Genomic DNA, 21,418 nt, shown 5'->3' on the forward strand with positions numbered 1-21,418 from the left:
GTTCTTCGGACAAACTCCACTCCCTAGGACCGAAGAATGTCCGAAGAACGTCCGAAGAAACACCGAAGAAACTATGGGGCAGATAAGGACCGGACAAGACATGGAAAGAGAGCATGGCGAATGGCGAAATTTTCGAGAATGGAAAATTCCGTGTAAACATTTATAAATTCAGAGTCACGGCTCTTGCATGTAAAGAGGGAAGGAAGGAGGGAAGAAAGAGGAAAGAGTTACCAGGAATTAAGTATTTAACTCCCGGCAACTCCTTAAAACAATTCAATTCAGCTTGACCATATTCCTAAAACCGGCTATTCAATGTCTATCGCATGCTGCACCGGCATAAGGATGAACGTAAATTCATAATCGGCATAAGGAACCAGATATTCCGGACGGGCGATGTGTCCCCAGCTGTTTTCACATCCCAATCCCATCTGCACCTTATCGATACACAGGTTGGTCAGATCGGCTTCTTCCACCTCAGGAGAGTGACCTTGATTCTTCGCTTTGCCTTCATCCAAAGAGTCGATGGTATAGTGCAAAGCAGAGGCGGAGAAAGGAGCGGCAGCAATAATCTGTATGCCACTGCCTGCCTGATCCAGCATCTTCCACCAGCGGATGTCGGTCTTCGTGCCTGTCTCCTGCTGACGGATGTAAGGATAGAACTGCTCGGTTACCGTCTGACGATAGATGCCCAAATCGGTGCAATGGTTACGGTCGATGTAGTTCTCTACCGGACCGCGGCCATAATACTCAATGGTCTCAAAACTGCGTGGCATAGGCAGCTGCATGCCGAAGCGGAACAGGTTGGACACCTTGGCGCTCTTGTCGGCTGTCAGTTTCTGCGTCACCTTGACGGCACCTACGTTGTTGATGACATACGTCAGATTCAGTTTGGCGGAAACTCCCGGCATATCGTAAGCAGCCTCCACAACAACTTGCTTGTCCTCTTCACGATGATTGAAAGAAGCCAACTTGATTTCAGGGTTCTTCCATGCACGATATCTGTTCTGCAAACCGGCACCGAAGTCATTGTCGGTAGGCGCACGCCAGAAGTTCGGGGTCAGCGCCTCGCCGTCCTTCAGCATATCCTTGCCCTTCAGCTGATACTTCACCAGATAGCCGGTGTGGCGGCTGAGCTCCATACGGAAACCGGCACCAGAAACGATGAGATAGTGTCTGTCGTTGTCCTGCACTTCGGGGGCCACAACCTCCACATTGCTCTGCACGCTGTTCTTCAGTTCCATGGAAGGAGCCTTATAAGGATTCAACACCAACTGATCCTTCGCCACTACATGACCGGCAGGAAGCAGGCCTTCGCGGTTCTTCAGCTTATAGGAGACGTTGAGCAGCCACTCCTTGCACTGACACACCTTGCCCAAATCCAACTTGATTTTCGCGGTCTGTTGCGGAGCGACGTTCAGATTGTCCACGCGACCGGTGCGCATCACCTGACCGGCCTTCAACACTTCCCACTCCATGTAGTAGGCGGAAAGGTCGCGGAAGAAGTTCTCGTTATACACATTGATTTCGCCGTTCTTCAGGTCGGCGGGAGTCGTCCAGATGTTCTGATAGTAGTATCCCACTTCGTACATGTGCGGATTGGGAACACGGTCGGGGCTAATCAAACCGTTGTTGCAGAAGTTGACATCACTGGCATCGAAACGGTTGAAATCGCCGCCATAGGCGTAAATCGTCTTGCCGTTCTTGCCCGTCCAGCGCGGCGACTGATCGACAAAGTCCCAGATGAAGCCACCCTGATACTTGGGATATTTGCGAACCAAATCCCAATACTCCTTAAAGCCGCCTTGCGAGTTGCCCATGGCATGGGCATATTCACACTGAATCAACGGTTTCGTCTGAGAAGCGTCCTCGCAATATTCTTGACAGCCGCTATAGGTGCGATACATCGGGCAATAGATATCGGTCTTGCCGTTCTTTCCCGCCTGTTCATACTGGCAGGCACGGCTGGGGTCTTCGGCTTTCACCCAATCGTAGCAGGCCTCGAAGTTGGGGCCGTAGCCGGCTTCGTTGCCTAATGACCAGAAGATGATGCTGGGATGGTTGAACCCACGCTGCACATTGCGCTGGTTGCGTTCCAGGTGTGCCTTCTTGTAGCTTGGGTTCTTGGCAAGCGTCTTCTCGCCATAGCCCATTCCGTGGGACTCCACATTGGCCTCCGCCACTACGTAGATACCGTATTGGTCGCAAAGGTCGTACCAAAGATTGTTGTCCGGGTAGTGGCACGTGCGCACGGCGTTCAGGTTGAACTGCTTCATAATCTGAATGTCCTGCATCATGCGCTCGCGGGAAACCACATAACCGCCATCGGGGTCGAGCTCGTGACGGTCGGCTCCCTTGAAGAGGACAGGCTGTCCGTTAATCAGAATCTGCGCATTCTTCAACTCTATCTTGCGGAAGCCCACCTTCACGGGAATCACCTCGTTACTGCCCTGCAAGGTGGCACGCAACGTATAGAGGTAGGGAGTCTCGGCGCTCCACTTATGCGGATTCTCCACGTTCATCACGGTTGTTCCGCTACCCTTTGCCGTGGCTGTGGCAACGGACTTGCCCGCAGCGTCCAGCAGCTCCAGGTTGACATTGCCGCTTCCCTTCAGGCTGAGGTTGACGCTCAGAGAGCCGTCCTTGTAGGCCTCATCCAAATCGGGAGTGACACGGATGTCTTCGATGCGCTTCTTGTCGCGGGCGTACAGATAGCAGTCGCGCCCCACCCCGCTGTAGCGGAAGAAGTCCTGGTCTTCCAGATAGGTGCCGTCGCACCAGCGGAACACTTGGAACGCAATCAGGTTCTTCTGTCCCGGCTTCAGGTAGGGAGTCAGGTTGAATTCGGCTTCCAGCTTGCTGTCTTCACTATAGCCCACGTACTTGCCGTTTACCCACAAATACATGTTGGACGTGACGGAGCCGAAATGGGCGATGATGTCCTTTCCGCTCCAACCGGCGGGAACCGTGATTTCACGACGATAGGAGCCCACGTGGTTGTTGACCACCGGCACATAGGGCGGATTGTTCTTGAACTGCTCGCGCCAAGCATAGCCCACATTCACATAGAGGGGATCGCCGTAGCCGTTCAGTTCCCATACGGCGGGAACGGCAAGGTTGTCCCATCCTTTGTCGTTGAATCCTACTTTCCAGAAATCCGTAGGGCGGGCATCGGCATCCTTCACCCAGAAGAATTTCCAGGTACCGTTCAAGGTAAGATAGTTGGACGACTGCTCCTTGGCTCCACGCGCCGCCGCATCGGCCGACTCGTAGGCAAAGTAGTTGGTGTGCATCGGGGCACGGTTCACGGCATTGACCTCAGGGTCTTGCCACTCGGTGAAGGACTGCGCGCTTGCGGTAACGGCAAAAGCCGCAAACAGTCCGGTTAAGAATTGCTTTTTCATGATACCTTATTTTAATATATTAAAGTTTGTATCGGCATATTCTCCTTATATGCCGACACAAAGATAAGACAATCTGACAAATACTTTGGAGAAATATCATTCAAAAAAAGAGGGGGAATCTTTCAATTAAAGGAGTCTAATGAGTAAAAAGGAGTATCAGCCGACAGACCATCTTCGTTTTATTCCACCTATATGCCGTTTCTTTTCAATCAAAGTCTTACTTTTGCAGCAAATATCCATCGAACATCATGGCAGGCATCTATATCCATATCCCCTTTTGCAAGACACGTTGCATCTACTGCGATTTCTATTCCACCACCCGCAGCGAGCTGAAGCGCTCGTACATCCGTGCCCTATGCACCGAGCTGAAAGAGCGCCGGGAGTATCTGGAAGGAGAACCGATAAAGACCATCTACCTGGGCGGCGGAACCCCCTCGCAACTTGCCCCCGAGGACTTTGAAGAGATATTCCGGACCATCCGGGAGGTATATGGCATGGAGCATGCCGAAGAAATCACCCTCGAGGCCAATCCCGACGACCTGACAGAAGCATACGCGACAATGTTGCGCTCCTTCCCCTTCGACCGCATCAGCATGGGCATACAGACCTTCGACGACCCTACCCTGCGGCTGCTGAACCGCCGGCACGATGCCCGCCAAGCCTTGGAGGCCGTGGAGCATTGCCGCCAAGCCGGCTTCCGCAACATCAGCATCGACCTTATCTACGGCCTGCCGGGCGAGACGGACAAGCGGTGGCTGCACGACCTGCAGCAGGCCGTCGCCCTCGGCGTGGAGCACATCTCCGCCTACCACCTGACCTACGAGGAGGGCACCCGCATCCATGAGATGCTGCAAAGCCACCGCATCCGGGAGGTGGACGAGGAGAGCAGCGTGCGCTTCTTCACCACCCTCATGGACACACTCGGTGCTGCCGGATATGAGCACTACGAGATATCCAACTTCTGCAAGCCGGGCCTGCACTCACGCCACAACACCTCTTACTGGCAGGGCATCCCCTACTTGGGCTGCGGCCCATCGGCACACTCCTACAACCGGAAGGAGCGTGAATGGAACGTCGCCTCACTGGAAGCCTACATCCGCTCCGTCGAATCGGGAGAACGGTTGCATGAGACCGAACCGCTGGATCCCAACACCCGCTACAACGAGTATGTAATGACCGGCCTGCGCACCCGCCAAGGCATCTCTCCGGAAGAGGTGGAACGGACGTTCGGCACCGCCCGAAGCCAATACTGCACACATGCCGCCACCCCCTACCTGAAGAGCGGAAGCCTGAAACTTGAAGAGGGGCGGTTACGCCTCACCCGGCAAGGTATCTTCGTCTCCGACGGCATCATCAGCGACCTGATGTTTATCGAATAACCCTCCAGAAACAAAAGAGAGCATGACCGAACAAGAAGTCCGCCGCTACCTGCGCCAAATGAAAGAGGAAGACTCCGAACGGGCTTTTCACGGGTTTTACGACCTCTGCTACGACCGCCTGTTCCGCATTGCCTGCTACTACGTGAAGCACGAGGAGTGGGCGCAGGAGATTGTGCTCGATGTCTTCATGCGCCTATGGGAGCAACGCACCCGCCTGTCGGAAGTGAACAACATCGAAGACTATTGTTTCATCCTCACCAAAAACGCCGCCCTCAACTACCTGGAGAAAGAGAACCGACGCACCACCCGCTCTGCCGGACCGCTCCCCGAAACGAACGATGAAACCGAATCGCCGGAAGAAATACTCATCAGCGAAGAGCTCTTCGCACGCTACGTCAAGGCGTTGGACCGCCTGCCCGAACGTTGCCGCGAAGTGTTTATCCGCGTACGCGAAGAGAAGCAGAGCTACCTCCAAGTGGCAGAAGCGATGGGCATCAGCATGAACACCGTGGACGCGCAACTACAGAAAGCCGTAAGCCGACTGAAGGAAGCGTTGCTGGACAAATAAAGGCGCCACAGGCCGCACATTCATTTAACATTGTTTTGCAAAGTGCACGTAGGGAGTTTACTCTCGACCGCTGTCTTTATAGACAAAAGAGACACTCTAAAACAAGCTACCGATGAAAGTGAACAACGCTAATTTCGATAAGGTATTGGAACAGCTGACCGCCTCCACCCGCTCCCCCCGCGGACGCTTCACAGCCGACAGCAGCTGGAAACTGCTGGAAGCCCGCTTGCAGAAACGCCGCACCCTGAAACGCTTCTGGCTACGCGCGGCAAGCGCCGCCGCCATCGTGCTGCTCTGCATGACAAGCTGGGCCGCCTACCACTTCCTCTACATAGCACCGCAGCGCAACGTCGTGCCTGCCGAAACCGTGCAGCCCGCCGAAAAGACACAGACAATCCGCAGCGTGCTGACGTTCGACCAAGAGCCCTTGCAAGAAATAGCCCGCCGGCTTTCCGAAACCTTCCAAACAGAAATACGCATCGAAGACGAGCACCTGAAGAACTACCGCATGACCGCCACCTTCCGCAAGGGAGAGACCCTGACGGAAATCCTCGACCTGCTGAAAGAGGCAGGCGGCTTCACTTATAGAAAAGAAGGCAATATAATTATACTCACTACTAAACTTAACTAACAATGACTGATTCTATTATCTGTTCACACCACTTCATCAGAACCCTGCTTCTGCTGTGTGTGGTATTTCTAAGCGCTTCGCCCACAACGCAAGCGCAAAACAAAGAGACCCGTTTGAACCTGAACATCCGGAATGCCACCCTGGAAAGCTTCATCAGGCAAGTGGAAAACTCCACCGGTTTCTCCTTCGTCTATGGAGAGGAAGTGAGGCTGACGCACCGCCTCACACTGGAGGCGAAGCAGAAGACCATCGCCGAAATGCTGGAGCTTGCCTTCGCCGGCAAACCTGTCCGATTCGAGATTTCCGGTAAACACATCCTGCTCTACAAACAGCCTCTGCCCTCGAAACCCGTTAGCCGGAAGTTCACTATCAGCGGATACGTGACCGACGGAGCGTCTTCCGAGACGCTGATTGGTGCCAACGTCCTTGAGAGTCGTCGAGCCATGGGCACGGCAACCAATCCTTTCGGTTTCTATTCTCTCACCTTGCCGGAAGGCGATGCGGAACTGTCTTTCTCCTATTTGGGCTACGAAAACCGGCACTGCCGGTTCAGGTTGTCCAAAGATACCCTACTCAATGTCAGCCTGACAAGCAACAACCAACTGAAAGAGATAGTCGTGCTGTCGGACAAGCGGGAAGCCGGCCTCAAAAGCACCGCCATGGGAGCGCATGAAATTCCGATGGAGCAAATCAAGCATACCCCCACCCTGCTGGGAGAAGCCGACCTACTGAAGACCATCCAGCTGATGCCGGGCGTACAGGCAGGTATGGAAGGCTTTGCAGGCATGTATGTGCGCGGCGGCAGTCCCGACCAGAACCTGGTGATGCTGGACGGCATCCCGGTCTATAACGCCGACCACCTGCTGGGCGTCTTCTCCATCTTCACGCCCGAAGCGGTGAAGAACACCACGCTGTTCAAGAGTTCCTTCCCCGCCCGCTACGGCGGACGACTCTCGTCGGTGGTCGATGTGCGCACCAACGACGGCGACATGCAACGCTACCACGGTGCACTCAGCATCGGCGGACTGACGGACAAGCTGCACATCGAAGGACCTATCCGGAAAGGGCAGACCTCCTTCAGCCTCAGCGCACGCATCACCCCCACCATCTTTCTTCCGAACGGCTTCGGCGCAGGCAGCGACAGTTGGTCGAACTCCACCTACGAATATCATGAACGGAACAGAGGCAATTACTACTTCTACGACATCAACGCCAAGCTGAACCACAAATTCAACGACCGCAACCGCCTCTTCCTCGGCTTCTACACGGGAAAAGACCTATACAGCATCCAAAGCGAGTGCCATACCAAACAGACCGCCGATGCCTCCCGCCTGAACATCAACAAGGACAACAGCCGCCTGAGCTGGGGAAACACCATCGCCTACGCCCGCTGGAACCACGTATTCAACAACCAGCTGTTCGGCAACGCGACCCTCTCGTACAACCAATACAGCATGAACCTGAAGGGGAGCATGGAGGACACCGACCTCGTCCACAAACAGATAAAAAACCAATACAGCTACCGCTCACACTTCGCTTCCGGCATCCGTGACTGGAGCGCACGCATGGACTTCGACTATGCGCCCATGCCACAGCACCACATCAAGTTCGGTATGGAGCTCATCCATCATACCTTCCGCCCCGGAGTCTCCACATCGAAAATACAGGAGATAGATGAAGGAACCATGCAGGAAGATACCCTCTACCACACCAGCAGCGCCCGCATCATGCACGGGCAGGAGCTCTCGTTCTATGCCGAAGACAACTGTAGCGTCACCGATCGCCTCAGCCTGAACGCAGGCGTACGGGCCGTGCTGTTTCATACGCAAGGCAAAAGTTACCACTCCTTGCAACCGCGCCTCTCCGCCCGCTATGACCTTGGAAGGGGATTCGCCACCAAGGCATCCTATACGTGCATGGCACAATACGTGCATCTGCTCACCTCCACCCCGTTCTCCATGCCCACCGACCTCTGGGTACCCATCACCAAAGAGATCAGCCCCATGTACGCCAACCAATACTCCGTCGGAGGCTACTACTCCGGACTTCCGGGCTGTGAGTTCTCCATCGAAGGATATTACAAGCAGATGCGGCACATCCTGGAGTATCAGGACGGAACCTCCTTCTTCGGCACATCCACCAACTGGGAAGATAAAGTGGAAACAGGCGAAGGACGCTCCTTCGGACTGGAAGTGATGGTGCAGAAAACCATGGGCAAAACCACCGGATGGCTGGCCTACACCCTCTCCAAGACCGACCACCGCTTCAAGGACGGAAGTATCAACCAGGGGCGATGGTTTCCCCACAAGTACGACCGTCGCCACAACCTCAGCCTCTGCCTCAACCACAAGTTCAGCGACCGCATCGATGTGGGTGCCTCGTGGATATTCAACAGCGGCGGTTGCATCACCGTACCCGAAAAGGCAACCATCATCCTCACCCCCGACGGCGAACTGGAAGAGGCGGGCTACATCTCCGGCCGGAACAACTATCGCCTGCCTGCCACCCATCGCCTGAACGTAGGCATCAACTTCAACAAGAAGACCAAACACGGCATGCGCACCTGGAACATCAGCCTCTATAACGCCTACAACGCCATGAACCCCAACATCGTTTACAGCGAATACCAAAATGGTACAAGCTACTGGATAACCGGCAACGGGAAATATGAGCTGCACAATGACAGCGGGAAAACCACCATCAAGAAGCTGACCATACTTCCTTGCATCCCATCCGTCACCTACACATACAGATTTTAAAGAAGAACAATAAACATCCATTTAAAAAAGAACAGCAGATATGAAAACAAGCAGCAGATTATACATTATTATATATATAGCAATCATTATCACCTCGTTTGCCTCGTGCGAAAACGAAATACCCTACAACCCCGGAACGCAAGAGCCGCAACTCATCATGAACGCCCTGCTGGATGCCGGCGCGACGGAGAACTACGTCTATCTCCACCTGAACCGGGGATACAACCTCGAGCAGCTAAAAGAAGCCACCCTCACCCTATCCGTGAACGACCGGACAGAGACCTTGGAAGCAATCTCTCCGGAAGAGTATTATAAAGATGTAATAGGCAGGTTCGATAAAGAGGCTTTTAAACACATCGTGGAAAACATGCGATTCACCCCGTTCCGCCTGACCGCCTCCTTCCATCCCGGCGACCGCATCCGCCTGGAAGCGAACGCCGAAAACGGGAAGTATCATGCCAGCGCCGAGGTCATCGTGCCACACCCTGTAGAGCACCTGCACGTGGACACCTGCACCGTCTATCTGCGAAAGTATCATAAGCAGACCCCCTATCGCCAATATAAGATTACGCTGCAAGACCGTCCCGACGAAAAGAACTACTACCGACTGGACATCCGGAACGAAAACAGCTATCGTTTCCTTTGGAAAGAGAACAAAGGAGAAGAAAACGAAGCGACCAGAGACACTATCGTGTCCGGCTATGAAAGTTGCGAAATCATCAACCGGGAGGACGTAATACTGACCGATGGTCATCCCACCGGCTATGATGACGAAGGCAACGAATTGTTCCCCACCATCACTAACAAATACAACATATTCAACGACAGTATGTTCCGCAACTCGCATGCCACCTTAAGAGTCTATACCCCACTCAACTTCCCCGGTTATCCAACCTACACATGGAACCACTACTACGAAGAGATTTACTATACACAAACCATCACCATCCGCCTGCTAACCCTGACCGAAGCCGAATACCGCTACCTGAAAGCCCTGAATTGCCTGAAAGATGACAACTACGACGAATCTTTGATGGAACCTGTCTGCCTGCCAAGCAACGTCAACGGCGGGTTGGGCTTTGTGGGCATTTGCTCGGAAACCAACGTCATCTTGAAGATACCCGAACAACGCATCTTCAATATCTACACCGAGGAGGAATATCCATACAACACATAAAGTCACTTTATTCCGCATTTTGCTACATTTATATTACAAAACAGAGCATAAATAGTACATTTTAACAGCAAACAATTGATTTAAGTCAAGAAATGAAGGATAGTATTCATTTTTCTTTCCACTTATTTTTGTGTTATAAAACATCTCCATATATTTGCACAGGTAAAAAGAAAGGCTGAGCGCTTAGATTGTCTTCAATAGGTAATAGTTTTTATAAGTATTAGATTGAGATTAGTTTTTTAGGATTAACAATTAAACAAAGTAGGTATTATGAAACGTTTAGGATTAACATTCGTGGCAGCCGTCTGCCTGACTGCCACTACATTTGCAGCAGGAAACCAACCTACAACTGCAAAATGGGACAGCAACATCAACGTGACCAAGTTGAGCAAGTATTTGAATCTGAATGCCGGCCAGCATGAAGAAGTCGCCAGCATCTGCGAATACTTCACAACACAAATGGAGTATGCCACAACCTCCAAGAAAAATCGGGAGAAATTGCTCCGCAACGCCGTTTACGGCAACCTGAAGTTGATGAAACAGACACTGAACGAAAAGCAGTATGCCGATTATGCCAAAGTGCTGAACGTCACACTGCTGAACAAGGGAATCGAGGTGAAATAACCTTCACCTCCGGATATGGAAGCAGTGCCGGGAGGAGAGACGGCGAACCGTCAACCTCACCCGGCACTGCTTTTTTTCATGCGACATCCTGCCCTATTTTATCGTCACCATCGTCGCCCCGAATCCATACTCCTGGAAGGAAGCGTCCTGATGACGGCAAGCGGAGTATTTACGTTTCAGCTCATCCAACAAGGCTTTACGGAGCACGCCGTCTCCCTTGCCGTGGATAAAAACAATGCGCTGCTCGCGTTTGTTCTTGTATTGCTCCATCACCTCACGGAACTTGTCCAACTGGTAGTTCAGCATCTCGCTGTTACTCATGCCGCGGGTATCGTCCAGCAATTCGCCGATGTGAAGGTCTATTTCCACAATTCCGTTCTTGCCGCCACGCTTCACGAGGGTCTTCGGCTTCGAGGGAGCATCTGCGGTTTTCTTCTGCGTCAGGGCTTCCTGCAACTCTTCGGCAGAGACATATACCTGCTTGGCAGGCCGGTCGTTCCGGACAATGTCGTACATCAACGCCGGAGTCTCAAAGAAATCGGTGGACTGGAAAGTATGCAGTTTGTAGAACTTCACCGTATCGATGCGAATCTCCACACCAATGGCCGGTTTCATCGCAAACGAGCGGTTGTCCTTGAAGGCAAGCAGCTGCACCGCCACCCGCTCGCGGTCGTTCAGTTCCGACTTTTCGAACTCTTCGAGCAGCAACTTTGTGTTGGGCGCTATCAGGCCGTGCGAACGGACCGTCCACGCCTTGCCTTCGGCGCTCGAGTAGGTATAGTACATGTAGTAATTGCTGTCGTTCACCAAATAGGCCTCGAAAGGAGTCGTACTGACAGCTTTGACATCCTCCGGCACAAAAGCAAGGAAGACGTTCAACACATCGCCCCCCTTTATTTCGGGCTGTCGATAGACCGATATCTCAGGCTTCGACAAACGTCCCGACGACAGTTCCGAAACATGCGCCACCGGAGCCTCCGACGGTCTTGCCGCAGCAGAAGCCGTACGGCTCTTCTCTTCCTCCTTCTTCTTGTTGGCGGCAGCCTTTGCCGCCGGAGTGGGAATATTATAGTCGTCTGTCTCTATCACCACACACTCGTTTATCTGCATTGGAATGTCGAAACCGTCGGCATCCTCTACCAGCACGATGTTCTTTCCTTGGAACCCTGTCACAACACCGCCCCCCACTTCGCTGAGGAAGCGCACTTTATCTCCTATCTTCATAAGTCTGTTCTTTATATTATGTAAGTTTCGCATATCTTTGACAGGCTGTCAGGATACAAGTTAACGAGGCTACGAGGCGAAGTGATTCTGATTCCACCGGCATCTTATTCACCAAACAGGCAGGAGAGCCTTGCACACTTGTTTACTTGTTCACCGAGAGCAGGTTCAAGAACTTGCGGAACTTGAGTTATTCCTTCTCTTTTTGCCAACGGGATGGCAGGACTTTGCCAACAGGATGGCAAGACCGTGCCAACAAGTTGGCAAAGCCGTGCCAGCCCGTTGGCAAAAGCACAGCTAAGGTCTTTGTCCGTTTCTTGCCGCAAAGTTAGGAATTATTTCCCTTATTCTTCCAATCTTCCCAAATATCCGTAACTTTGCAGCCGATATAGTAAAACAGAAGAGTATCATGAAAGAAGACCCCAGACATATCCATATCAGCGAGTTCAACTATCCGTTGCCGGATGAGCGCATCGCCAAATTTCCGCTTCCCGTACGCGACCGGTCGAAGCTGTTGCTCTACCGCCACGGAGAGGTATCCGAAGACATCTTCACCTCCTTGCCCGACTATCTTCCGGCAGGCAGCCTGATGATATTCAACAATACCAAAGTGATACAGGCACGCCTCCATTTCCGCAAAGAGACAGGAGCACTGATTGAAGTGTTCTGTCTGGAGCCGATAGAACCGAACGACTATGCGCTGAATTTCCAGCAGACCGAACACGCCGCCTGGCTCTGCATGATAGGCAACCTGAAGAAATGGAAAGAAGGAACACTGGCACGCGAGATGACCGTAAAAGGCAAACCGCTGACCCTGACCGCCCAACGGAGAGAGTGTCACGGAACCGCCCATTGGATAGACTTTCGCTGGAACAATCCCGAAGTGACCTTTGCCGACATACTCGAAGTGTTTGGCGAGCTTCCCATCCCCCCCTATCTGAACCGCCAAACAGAAGAGAGCGACAAGGAAACCTATCAGACGGTATATTCCAAAATCAAGGGTTCGGTTGCCGCCCCTACGGCAGGCCTGCACTTCACCCCGCACGTATTGGATGCCCTGCGGAAAAAAGGGGTTGATCTGGAAGAGCTGACACTCCACGTGGGAGCAGGCACGTTCAAGCCGGTGAAAAGTGAAGAGATAGAGGGCCACGAAATGCACACGGAATACATCTCCGTCTCGCGCGGCACCCTGGAAAAGCTCATCGCCCATAACGGAAAGGCCATCGCCGTGGGCACCACCTCAGTACGCACCTTGGAGAGCCTCTACCACATCGGCGTCACGCTGCTGAACAATCCCGATGCCCCGGAAAACGAACTGCACGTCCGCCAATGGCAACCCTATGAACCGTCTGCCACGGCCGCCGCAATACCCGCCACCGAAGCTTTGCAAGCCATTGTCGGCTACCTCGACCGCCACGATATGGAGGCACTGCACACCAGCACGCAAATCATCATCGCCCCGGGCTACAAATACCACATCGTGCAGGCGATGGTGACCAACTTCCACCAGCCACAAAGCACCCTGCTGCTGCTTGTATCGGCATTCGTGCATGGCGACTGGAAGAAAATTTACGATTACGCCCTCAGCCACGACTTCCGATTCCTGAGTTACGGAGATTCGTCGTTGCTGATACCATAAGATTTAAGAATTATCGGAAGTTTAAAGGAGTTATCGTCCTTCGGGTTTAGGAATTAAAAAACAATAGCCAATTTATACAAAGTTAATATATAAGAGAAAGAACAACCATGAGCCATGATAACCTTCAAGAGATGTTTCCCCTTGTTGATGAACAGGGCAACATCACAGGTGCCGCCACCCGCGGCGAATGCCACAACGGCAGCAAACTGCTGCATCCGGTGGTACATCTACATGTTTTTAACTCCAAAGGCGAACTCTATTTGCAGAAACGCCCCGAATGGAAAGACATTCAACCGGGAAAATGGGACACAGCCGTAGGAGGTCATGTTGACCTTGGCGAAAGCGTGGAAATGGCATTGAAGCGCGAAGTGCGCGAAGAGCTCGGCATCACGGAGTTCATCCCCGAGACCCTTATGCACTATGTTTTCGAGTCTGCCCGTGAACGGGAACTTGTCTTTGTACACAAAACCGTATATGACGGCGATATCCATCCCAGCGACGAACTGGACGGCGGGCGCTTCTGGAGCCTGGAAGAACTGAAAGAAAATATGGGGAAAGGAATATTCACTCCCAACTTCGAACAGGAGATAAAGAGAATTATATAAACACAGAGACACGGAGACACAGAGTTTTCTATTCAATACTCTGTGGCTCCGTGTCTCCGTATTCTAAAAAGAAGCAGCGATTATTTCGCCAGCTCTTCAATCACCTTCATAATCTGCTGACCGATTTCCTCGGCAGCTTCCGGCGTACCGGCTTCACTATACACACGGATAATCGGTTCCGTATTACTCTTGCGCAGGTGTACCCATTTGTCGGGGAAGTCTATCTTCACACCGTCGATATCGTTGATTTCTTCATTCTTATAGAGTTCCTTCACTTTGGCAAGGATGGCATCCACATCCGTATCGGGAGTCAGGTCCACACGGTTCTTTGCCATAAAGTAGGCAGGATAAGAGGCGCGCAGTTCGCTCACTTTCTTTCCCTCGTGTGCCAGATGGCTCAAGAACAAGGCAATACCTACCAGAGCATCACGGCCATAGTGGCTGGCAGGATAGATGACTCCACCGTTGCCTTCACCACCGATAACGGCACCCACAGCCTTCATCTTGGTAGTCACGTTCACCTCGCCAACAGCAGAAGCCGAATACTCTTGTCCGTACTTACGGGTTACGTCGCGCAAGGCACGGGTAGAGCTCAGATTAGATACCGTATTGCCCGGAGTATGCTTCAGAACGTAGTCGGCCACGGTCACCAATGTATATTCTTCACCATACATCTTGCCGTCTTCGCAAATCATCGCCAAACGGTCCACGTCCGGATCTACTACAAACGCAACGTCAGCCTTACCGCCCTTCATCAGGTTCATGATGTCACCCAAGTTCTTCTCCAGAGGTTCAGGATTATGCTGAAAGTCGCCGGTCGGTTCACAATAGAGTTTCTCTACATGCTGAACGCCCAAACGTTCGAGCAACTGGGGCAGGATAATGCCACCTACAGAGTTCACGCAGTCGATAGCCACACGGAAATCGGCCTTCTTGATGGCTTCCACATCCACGAGGTCGAGCGCCAGCACACTATCTATATGCTTTTGATTGTAAGTCAGATCTTTGCGATATGAGCCGAGCTTGTCAACTTCGGCATATTCAAATTCTTCGGCGGCAGCGATGCGAAGCACCTCATTGCCTTCTTCCTTGTTCAGGAACTCGCCTTTTTCGTTCAACAATTTCAAGGCGTTCCACTGTTTGGGGTTGTGCGAAGCGGTCAGGATGATACCACCACTTGCCCCTTCCATCGTAACAGCCAATTCGGTAGTCGGAGTAGAAGCCAAATCAATGTCCACTACATCCCAGCCCATACCCATCAAGGTACCGACCACTACATTCTTGACCATTTCGCCGGAGATACGAGCGTCACGTCCTACTACGATTTTATTACTTTTTACCGTACACGTCTTGCGGATGAGGGTAGCGTATGCCGAAGTAAACTTCACAATGTCGAGCGGATTCAACCCCTCGCCGGCACTACCGCCAATGGTTCCGCGGATTCCAGAGATAGATTTGATGAGAGTCATAGGTTAAAATTTTAAATATCTGTTAGTTCCAGATTTGGAATTTCTGAATGTCATAATAATAAGGATACACCTGGCGTTGCGCATTCTGGTGCCCCATCTTGGAAGGGACTATCAACTTGACATGCGCCCCATCGCGCACATACGTCAAAGCGACCAGCCAACCGGCAGGCACAGACGAACCGTATGCCATATACATATACCCTCCTGTGAAAAGCCCTGCAATGGATGAAGAAGTAACCGTATATCTGAATTCATCCACCACCGTCGGTTCATTCAGATTGGACAACGTCTCCACTCCTTCTATCAGTCCATACTCCTTGAAGCGTACCAGAACCAAATCATTCGGTTTAATCGTATCGGCAAGATTGGTAAAGCCTTTTCTCACGATGTGCATATACACTCCGCTCGCCAATTGCACATATTCATTGTCATACGTCATTGAATCCTGTGCATGGAACTCGCTTTGAGAAATAACGACAATGTTACTGTCTTTTATAAACGCCTTGATGGCACTTTTTTCTTCATCCAGCATCTCCGCGTATGTTTTTGTATTATCGCAGGCCTGAAAAGCGAAACTGACTGCAAGCAGAGCCAAAAAGAATAAAGTAAGTTTCTTCATCTCTATTATTTAGTAATTTCGTACAAAAGTATCTGATTTCCTTGGATATCCGAAACGGGAAAAGAGAAAGTTCGTATCTTTTAACCTTTCCACCGCACTTTTTATCCTTTGGCATTGAGCAGCGGCTTATACTTTTCCAACGCTTGTTCAAAGACCTTCCGCGCCTCTTCCATCGTCCCATAGAATTCACCGCCTGACGCATTCAAGTGTCCGCCGCCGTTAAAGAACTCGGCAGCCAACTGGTTGCAGGGAAAAGAGCCGACCGAACGCAACGAAATTTTTATCATCGGCTTCTCCGTATCTTCACGCAGGAAGCAGGAAAGAACCGTCCCCTTGATGCTCAAAGGGATGTTGACAAAGCCTTCGCTGTCTCCACGAATATAGTCGAAGCGTCCCTGCTCCTTTTTAGTCAGGGAAATCAGTGCGGCGTGATGCCCGGTATATACCTTCATCTGCGACAACACATATCCCATCAGGCGCAAGCGGCTTTCGGAATAGGTATTGAACACCTTGCGATAAATCTCATCTTTGTTGATACCCTTCGACAACAATTCGCCGATAATGAAATAAATGGCGCGGTTGTTGGAGTTGTAAGTGAACCCGCCTGTATCAGTCATCATGCCCGTATAAATGCACTCGGCCCCTTCCTTTGAGATATCATCAAAGTAGCCCATACGGCATATCAGACGGAATATCAGTTCGGAAGTGGACGATATCTCAGGATGCGAAATGATAATCCGGCAGAAGTCTTCGGGATGCAGATGGTGGTCTATCAAGATTTTCCTTGCCGGAGAAGCAAGCACGGCATCTCCCATGGCATCGATGCGATGGATGGCGTTAAAATCCAGACAACAAATGATATCCGCTTCGGCTATCAGTTTATCGGCAAAATCCCTGTAGCGATCGTACAGCAGGACTTCCTTGCTTCCGGGCATCCACTTCAAGAAATCGGGGAAAGCATTGGGCACAATTACATTCGCTGTCTTTCCCTGCGATTCAAGAAAATGCCACAAACCTAAAGAAGAGCCAATAGCATCTCCGTCGGGGCCTACATGGGAAACGATCACTACTTTGTCTGCACGGTCAAACCATTTGGTGAAATGGTCTATTTTGGATTGTTCTATAACTTTGTTCAACATATATTTAGTTACTATTTGACGATTTACTATCCATTATCTAATGTCCATAACAAATTGAAGGGCAAAAGTACGAAAAAGTTTGTGATTTATAACAGAATGCGGACAGAACCTTTTTGAGAAAGAGAAAGATAAGGAATGCCCATACGAATGCAATCATCCACTATCCGATGCCGGCAATAATCGGAAAGGGAGGCATCAAGCACCACCGTACCAATAGAAAACAGGGAAACCAGTTCCGCCATTCCGCCCCGATAGCCATGGGAAACATACAGATAATCAATTGAAGCGGGAGAAACGGACTCCTTGCCCTGCCATCGCCCGTCGCAAAGAAGGCAGATACGCTTGCCCGCATAACAGACAATTCCATCCTGCATCGACAGACCGGGAACAGCATACCCATCCGCCACCCATTGCGGAACTTCCAACTGCAAACGATTCCAATAAGGAGAAAGAGTGCGGGTCAAGCGGGTTCGATCGGGCAGACTATCCGCACAAGCCAACCACGACTTGCCGCTTTCCGACAGGCAGTGGACCACCGGACAACCACGTACATTATAAAAGACAATGCTTCTTTGGGGCGCATGGAGCATCGCTGAAACCGAATGATAAGAGACCAGCAGTAACAAAGCAAACAGAGCCAGGAACACATTCCGATAGATACGCCGGATCACGGCACGGCAAAGCAACCCTAAAAACAGAAAGTACAACAACACCTCCCATCCGTCTATCCAAATGCCATCCATCGATGAAAGCGGAAGGTGCTCTATCCACCGGAGCATTGCATTCTGTGCAGACACCAAGGCCTTCACAACTGCAGCAAAAGTGCCTTGTAAAAACGAGAAAGGAGTCAGCAGCAACAGCAACACAGCCGCATAGAGAATGAGCGACACCATAGGAATAGCCACTAAGTTAGTCAGCAGGAAGTGGGTGGAAAAGCGTGAAAAATAAAACAACACCAACGGAGCCGTGCCCACCTGCGCCGCAACAGATACCGTAACAAGTCCCCATCCGTAACGCAAGAAACGGTTCTTCACTTTCCAAAGAGCATATAGCCGTGGCTGAATGACCAATATCGCCGCTACCGCCACAAAAGAGAGTTGGAAACCTACATCATACAACCAAACCGGATTGTACAACAACATCAGGAACGCCGCTGACAGCAGTGTGTTCATCGACCAGACCTTCTCCGACTGCAGACCGGCAAACGCACACAACGAAAACATGATAACAGATCTCACCACGGAAGCGGACAATCCCGTGAAGAAAGCAAAACCCCACAAGAACAATACTATCAGTAACAGCAGCATAGGTTTCAACACCCTCCACCGCCTCCACAAGGGAGTAAACAAAAAGAAAAGCAAAGCATATATGAATCCGATATGCAGCCCCGAAAGCGCCAATACATGGCTGGCACCGGCAACTGAATAAGTCTCCCTGATGTCATCGCCAAGTGCTGCTTTATCGCCCACAGTCAAGGCAGAAAGAACCGCCAGTTCGTCACCCTTGAAACCCAAATCACGATAAAGTGAAAGCACCTTCTCCCTATATTCCAATGCCTCCTGCCTGAAAGTGCGAGCGACATCATGTCCCGTCACCCGCCAATGACCAGCGGCCACGTATGCCGTTCCAGCAACACCCTGATGCCGCAGATAGCGGACATAGTCAAATTCATACGGATTACCATTGTTGACGGGAGGAGCAAGACGAGTATGTATCAGCAATTCATCTCCCTGCTTCAAACAAGTCGCCATGGAATCTTTCGGAAAGTAAAACAGAAATAACGGTGGCCGGGAGAAGGCAAGAACCGTATCTTGACGAACTTCTTCCAGCAAGCCGCTTTGGCAAAGCACGGAACGCCCCTTCATTTCCGGCTTCCCCCGAACAACTATTCTATAAGTAGAAGAAAGATTGGAAAAGGGAAAATCAGAACGTCCCATCTGCCTGTCCATTCCCATATACCCCACAACCGACAGAAGGAGGAACAACAACACTCCATACAGCCGTCTGAAACACAGGCAATGACAAGCCGACAAACCAGCAAACAGCAAGAGGCACGCCAACCCCAATCCCCACACCGGAACAACCTGAGGAAACGCATCTCCACACAAAATGCCCGCTACCAACGGTATCAACAACCGAAAGAACGGATACCATTGATAGTATTCCGCAATCAACGAAAACCTATTTAAAGATTCTTCAAGGAACGGATAGTCTCTTCCGGATTGGGAGAAGAAAAGACCGAATTGCCGGCTACCAACGCATCGGCACCGGCTTCTATCAATCGGGCACCGGTAGCCAAATTCACCCCTCCATCCACTTCAATCAGGGCCTTTGAACCGGAAAGCGTAATCAGTTCGCGCAACTCGCGCACCTTTTCCGTAGAATGTTCGATAAACTTCTGACCACCAAAACCCGGGTTCACACTCATGATGAGCACCATATATACCTCGTTGATAATGTCCTTCAACAAAGAGACGGGAGTTGCCGGATTAATCGTCACAGCCGGTTGCATCCCCGCTTCACGAATCTGCTGTACCACACGATGCAGATGCGGGCATGCCTCATAATGCACATTCATGATATGCGCCCCCAAAGCTTTTACCTCCGGTATAAACTTCTCCGGCTGTACAATCATCAGATGCACATCCAACGGCTTTTGCGTAAGTTCCGCCACATATTTAAGCACAGGAAATCCAAAAGAGATGTTGGGCACAAACACACCATCCATGATGTCAATGTGCAACCAATCCGCATCACTCTGGTTAATCATTTCAATGTCTTGCGCCAAATGGCCAAAATCAGCAGACAAGAGAGAAGGAGATATAATCGGTTTCATATTTAATGTTACAGTATTAAAGTTTTGTGACCTTACAGCAGACAAAAGTAAGTAAAAGATTTCATCCAGCCTAATTACAAATGAATCAAGTTTCAAATTATTGATTATCAAAACTGAATATGAGTATTATTTGTTCCGTCCTCAGATATAGACATAAAAAAAGGAGTACCGCTGTACTCCAACCTTTGTTAACCTTAAATCTAATACTATGAAAAACACATTGCAAAGGTACGGACTTTCGGGGAACTTCCAAATAAAACAAATAAAAAAGCGTGTTTCATAACATGCTTTTGCAAATACCTGTTCCATTTTAAGGTTTGCTAAGCCTTTTCCTTTGCAACGAACGACATTAGACGGAGAAAAGAGGGCTACCCGACTATTTCATTTCAAACTCCTCTGTCAACCGGAAGCCGCGTAGCAGTTCGTCCGTCTTCAAGCGTTTCTTGCCGGGAAGCTGAAGGGCACGGATATTGATAAAACCATCCGCAGCCGCCACACGGATATACATCTTTCCATCAGTCTGCAAAGTACCGGGAACAAGCCGATGTGCCTCTTCCTGCTTTTCGGTCTCGAATATCTTTACGACTACCGCTTCACCGTCAGGCTGCACCAGTTCCGTCCAAGCAGCAGGATAAGGAGAAAGCCCGCGGACAAAGTCATAAATATGTTTCACGGGGTGGTTCCAATTGATGCGGCAAGTCTCTTTGAAAATTTTAGGTGCCGGACGCAGTTCGCCGACCACCGCCATCTCCTCTTGCGGAATGCGCTTCACTGTATCGTTCAGAATGGCATCCACCGTCTCTACAACCAGACGGCCTCCCAACGTCATCAGTTTGTCATGTACCATGCCCACATTATCTGTATCGGCAATGGGCACACGAACTTGCTGTATCACCTCCCCGGTATCAATCTCATGCTTCAGGAAGAAAGTAGTGATTCCTGTTTCCGTATCACCGTTGATAACCGCCCAATTGATAGGCGCAGCACCACGATACTGCGGCAACAAGGAAGCGTGCAGATTGAACGTGCCCAGCCGTGGCATATTCCACACCACCTCCGGTAGCATACGAAACGCTACCACAATCTGCAAATCGGCCTTCCAGGCACGCAACTCATCCAAAAACTCTTCATTCTTCAGCTTCTCCGGCTGCAACAACGGCAAGTTGTGTTCCAGCGCATATTGCTTCACCGGCGAGAACTGAATCTTATGCCCCCGTCCGGCAGGCTTGTCTGGCATTGTGACAACACCCACCACATGGTAACCGCCTTCGACCAGGCAACGCAGGGCCTCCACCGCAAAATCGGGAGTGCCCATATAGACTATTCGTAAATCTTCTTTCTTCATCGTCAT

General features: G+C 51.0%; 16 protein-coding genes. 8 read left to right on the plus strand and 8 right to left on the minus strand.

Annotated features, from left to right (window positions below; all coding sequences use genetic code 11):
* Nucleotides 1–305 precede the first annotated feature (305 nt).
* On the minus strand, nt 306–3,401 hold the full coding sequence (locus tag K2G43_RS10635) for a glycoside hydrolase family 2 TIM barrel-domain containing protein (RefSeq protein ID WP_297642748.1): 3,096 nt from the start codon (nt 3,399–3,401) through the stop codon (nt 306–308).
* Nucleotides 3,402–3,649: 248 nt separating this feature from the next.
* On the opposite strand from K2G43_RS10635, the gene hemW reads away from it, so the two are divergent.
* The 6 genes from hemW to K2G43_RS10665 all read left to right on the plus strand — a co-directional run bounded on the left by hemW (nt 3,650) and on the right by K2G43_RS10665 (nt 10,539).
* The gene (gene hemW, locus K2G43_RS10640; RefSeq protein WP_300154970.1) at nt 3,650–4,780 is read left to right on the plus strand and encodes a radical SAM family heme chaperone HemW; all 1,131 of its coding nucleotides are present in this window, start codon (nt 3,650–3,652) and stop codon (nt 4,778–4,780) included.
* Between the two features lie 22 nt (nt 4,781–4,802).
* On the plus strand, nt 4,803–5,348 hold the full coding sequence (locus tag K2G43_RS10645; RefSeq protein ID WP_300154973.1) for an RNA polymerase sigma-70 factor: 546 nt from the start codon (nt 4,803–4,805) through the stop codon (nt 5,346–5,348).
* Nucleotides 5,349–5,460: 112 nt separating this feature from the next.
* Nucleotides 5,461–5,979, plus strand: a complete 519-nt coding sequence (locus K2G43_RS10650; protein WP_300154976.1) for a FecR domain-containing protein — start codon at nt 5,461–5,463, stop codon at nt 5,977–5,979.
* 2 nt (nt 5,980–5,981) lie between these two features.
* Nucleotides 5,982–8,738 carry a TonB-dependent receptor gene (locus tag K2G43_RS10655; RefSeq protein ID WP_300154979.1) on the plus strand — a complete coding sequence of 919 codons (2,757 nt, stop codon included), beginning with the start codon at nt 5,982–5,984 and terminating at the stop codon, nt 8,736–8,738.
* Between the two features lie 40 nt (nt 8,739–8,778).
* Nucleotides 8,779–9,915: a DUF4249 domain-containing protein gene (locus K2G43_RS10660; RefSeq protein WP_300154982.1), complete on the plus strand. Its 1,137-nt coding sequence runs from the start codon at nt 8,779–8,781 to the stop codon at nt 9,913–9,915.
* A 270-nt stretch (nt 9,916–10,185) separates the two neighbouring features.
* Entirely contained in the window at nt 10,186–10,539 is a 354-nt protein-coding gene (locus K2G43_RS10665; protein ID WP_297642736.1) for a hypothetical protein, read from the plus strand.
* 93 nt (nt 10,540–10,632) lie between these two features.
* On the opposite strand, the gene K2G43_RS10670 is transcribed toward K2G43_RS10665, so the two are convergent.
* Complete coding sequence (locus tag K2G43_RS10670; protein WP_300154985.1) at nt 10,633–11,763, minus strand: DUF2027 domain-containing protein; 1,131 nt, start codon at nt 11,761–11,763, stop codon at nt 10,633–10,635.
* Between the two features lie 406 nt (nt 11,764–12,169).
* Between K2G43_RS10670 and K2G43_RS10675 the strand changes: the two genes are divergently transcribed.
* The gene (locus tag K2G43_RS10675) at nt 12,170–13,399 is read left to right on the plus strand and encodes an S-adenosylmethionine:tRNA ribosyltransferase-isomerase (RefSeq protein WP_300154988.1); all 1,230 of its coding nucleotides are present in this window, start codon (nt 12,170–12,172) and stop codon (nt 13,397–13,399) included.
* A gap of 107 nt (nt 13,400–13,506) precedes the next feature.
* The gene (locus tag K2G43_RS10680) at nt 13,507–14,004 is read left to right on the plus strand and encodes an NUDIX domain-containing protein (RefSeq protein WP_297642731.1); all 498 of its coding nucleotides are present in this window, start codon (nt 13,507–13,509) and stop codon (nt 14,002–14,004) included.
* Between the two features lie 80 nt (nt 14,005–14,084).
* Here K2G43_RS10680 and glmM read toward each other — a convergent pair whose 3' ends face one another.
* The 6 genes from glmM to fmt form a co-directional block, all read right to left on the minus strand.
* Entirely contained in the window at nt 14,085–15,473 is a 1,389-nt protein-coding gene (glmM, locus tag K2G43_RS10685; protein WP_297642729.1) for a phosphoglucosamine mutase, read from the minus strand.
* Between the two features lie 22 nt (nt 15,474–15,495).
* Nucleotides 15,496–16,092, minus strand: a complete 597-nt coding sequence (locus K2G43_RS10690) for a DUF4827 domain-containing protein (protein WP_300154992.1) — start codon at nt 16,090–16,092, stop codon at nt 15,496–15,498.
* 101 nt (nt 16,093–16,193) lie between these two features.
* On the minus strand, nt 16,194–17,231 hold the full coding sequence (locus tag K2G43_RS10695) for a DHH family phosphoesterase (protein ID WP_297642723.1): 1,038 nt from the start codon (nt 17,229–17,231) through the stop codon (nt 16,194–16,196).
* Nucleotides 17,232–17,317: 86 nt separating this feature from the next.
* Nucleotides 17,318–19,360 carry a ComEC/Rec2 family competence protein gene (locus tag K2G43_RS10700; RefSeq protein WP_300155078.1) on the minus strand — a complete coding sequence of 681 codons (2,043 nt, stop codon included), beginning with the start codon at nt 19,358–19,360 and terminating at the stop codon, nt 17,318–17,320.
* Nucleotides 19,361–19,416: 56 nt separating this feature from the next.
* Nucleotides 19,417–20,067: a ribulose-phosphate 3-epimerase gene (gene rpe, locus K2G43_RS10705; protein WP_297642721.1), complete on the minus strand. Its 651-nt coding sequence runs from the start codon at nt 20,065–20,067 to the stop codon at nt 19,417–19,419.
* Nucleotides 20,068–20,443: 376 nt separating this feature from the next.
* Nucleotides 20,444–21,418, minus strand: a complete 975-nt coding sequence (gene fmt / locus K2G43_RS10710) for a methionyl-tRNA formyltransferase (RefSeq protein ID WP_300154997.1) — start codon at nt 21,416–21,418, stop codon at nt 20,444–20,446.

The organism is Bacteroides sp. (genome assembly GCF_029057325.1).
Classification (GTDB): Bacteria; Bacteroidota; Bacteroidia; order Bacteroidales; family Bacteroidaceae; genus Bacteroides.

Excerpts from the sequence above, each read along its gene's own strand:
- K2G43_RS10675 (WP_300154988.1), top strand. The coding sequence starts at position 12,170 with ATGAAAGAAGACCCCAGACATATCCATATCAGCGAGTTCAACTATCCG.
- fmt (WP_300154997.1), bottom strand. The coding sequence starts at position 21,418 with ATGACGATGAAGAAAGAAGATTTACGAATAGTCTATATGGGCACTCCC.
- K2G43_RS10680 (WP_297642731.1), top strand. The coding sequence starts at position 13,507 with ATGAGCCATGATAACCTTCAAGAGATGTTTCCCCTTGTTGATGAACAG.
- K2G43_RS10655 (WP_300154979.1), top strand. The coding sequence starts at position 5,982 with ATGACTGATTCTATTATCTGTTCACACCACTTCATCAGAACCCTGCTT.
- K2G43_RS10660 (WP_300154982.1), top strand. The coding sequence starts at position 8,779 with ATGAAAACAAGCAGCAGATTATACATTATTATATATATAGCAATCATT.
- glmM (WP_297642729.1), bottom strand. The coding sequence starts at position 15,473 with ATGACTCTCATCAAATCTATCTCTGGAATCCGCGGAACCATTGGCGGT.
- K2G43_RS10635 (WP_297642748.1), bottom strand. The coding sequence starts at position 3,401 with ATGAAAAAGCAATTCTTAACCGGACTGTTTGCGGCTTTTGCCGTTACC.
- K2G43_RS10665 (WP_297642736.1), top strand. The coding sequence starts at position 10,186 with ATGAAACGTTTAGGATTAACATTCGTGGCAGCCGTCTGCCTGACTGCC.
- hemW (WP_300154970.1), top strand. The coding sequence starts at position 3,650 with ATGGCAGGCATCTATATCCATATCCCCTTTTGCAAGACACGTTGCATC.
- K2G43_RS10670 (WP_300154985.1), bottom strand. The coding sequence starts at position 11,763 with ATGAAGATAGGAGATAAAGTGCGCTTCCTCAGCGAAGTGGGGGGCGGT.
- K2G43_RS10650 (WP_300154976.1), top strand. The coding sequence starts at position 5,461 with ATGAAAGTGAACAACGCTAATTTCGATAAGGTATTGGAACAGCTGACC.
- K2G43_RS10695 (WP_297642723.1), bottom strand. The coding sequence starts at position 17,231 with ATGTTGAACAAAGTTATAGAACAATCCAAAATAGACCATTTCACCAAA.
- rpe (WP_297642721.1), bottom strand. The coding sequence starts at position 20,067 with ATGAAACCGATTATATCTCCTTCTCTCTTGTCTGCTGATTTTGGCCAT.
- K2G43_RS10690 (WP_300154992.1), bottom strand. The coding sequence starts at position 16,092 with ATGAAGAAACTTACTTTATTCTTTTTGGCTCTGCTTGCAGTCAGTTTC.
- K2G43_RS10645 (WP_300154973.1), top strand. The coding sequence starts at position 4,803 with ATGACCGAACAAGAAGTCCGCCGCTACCTGCGCCAAATGAAAGAGGAA.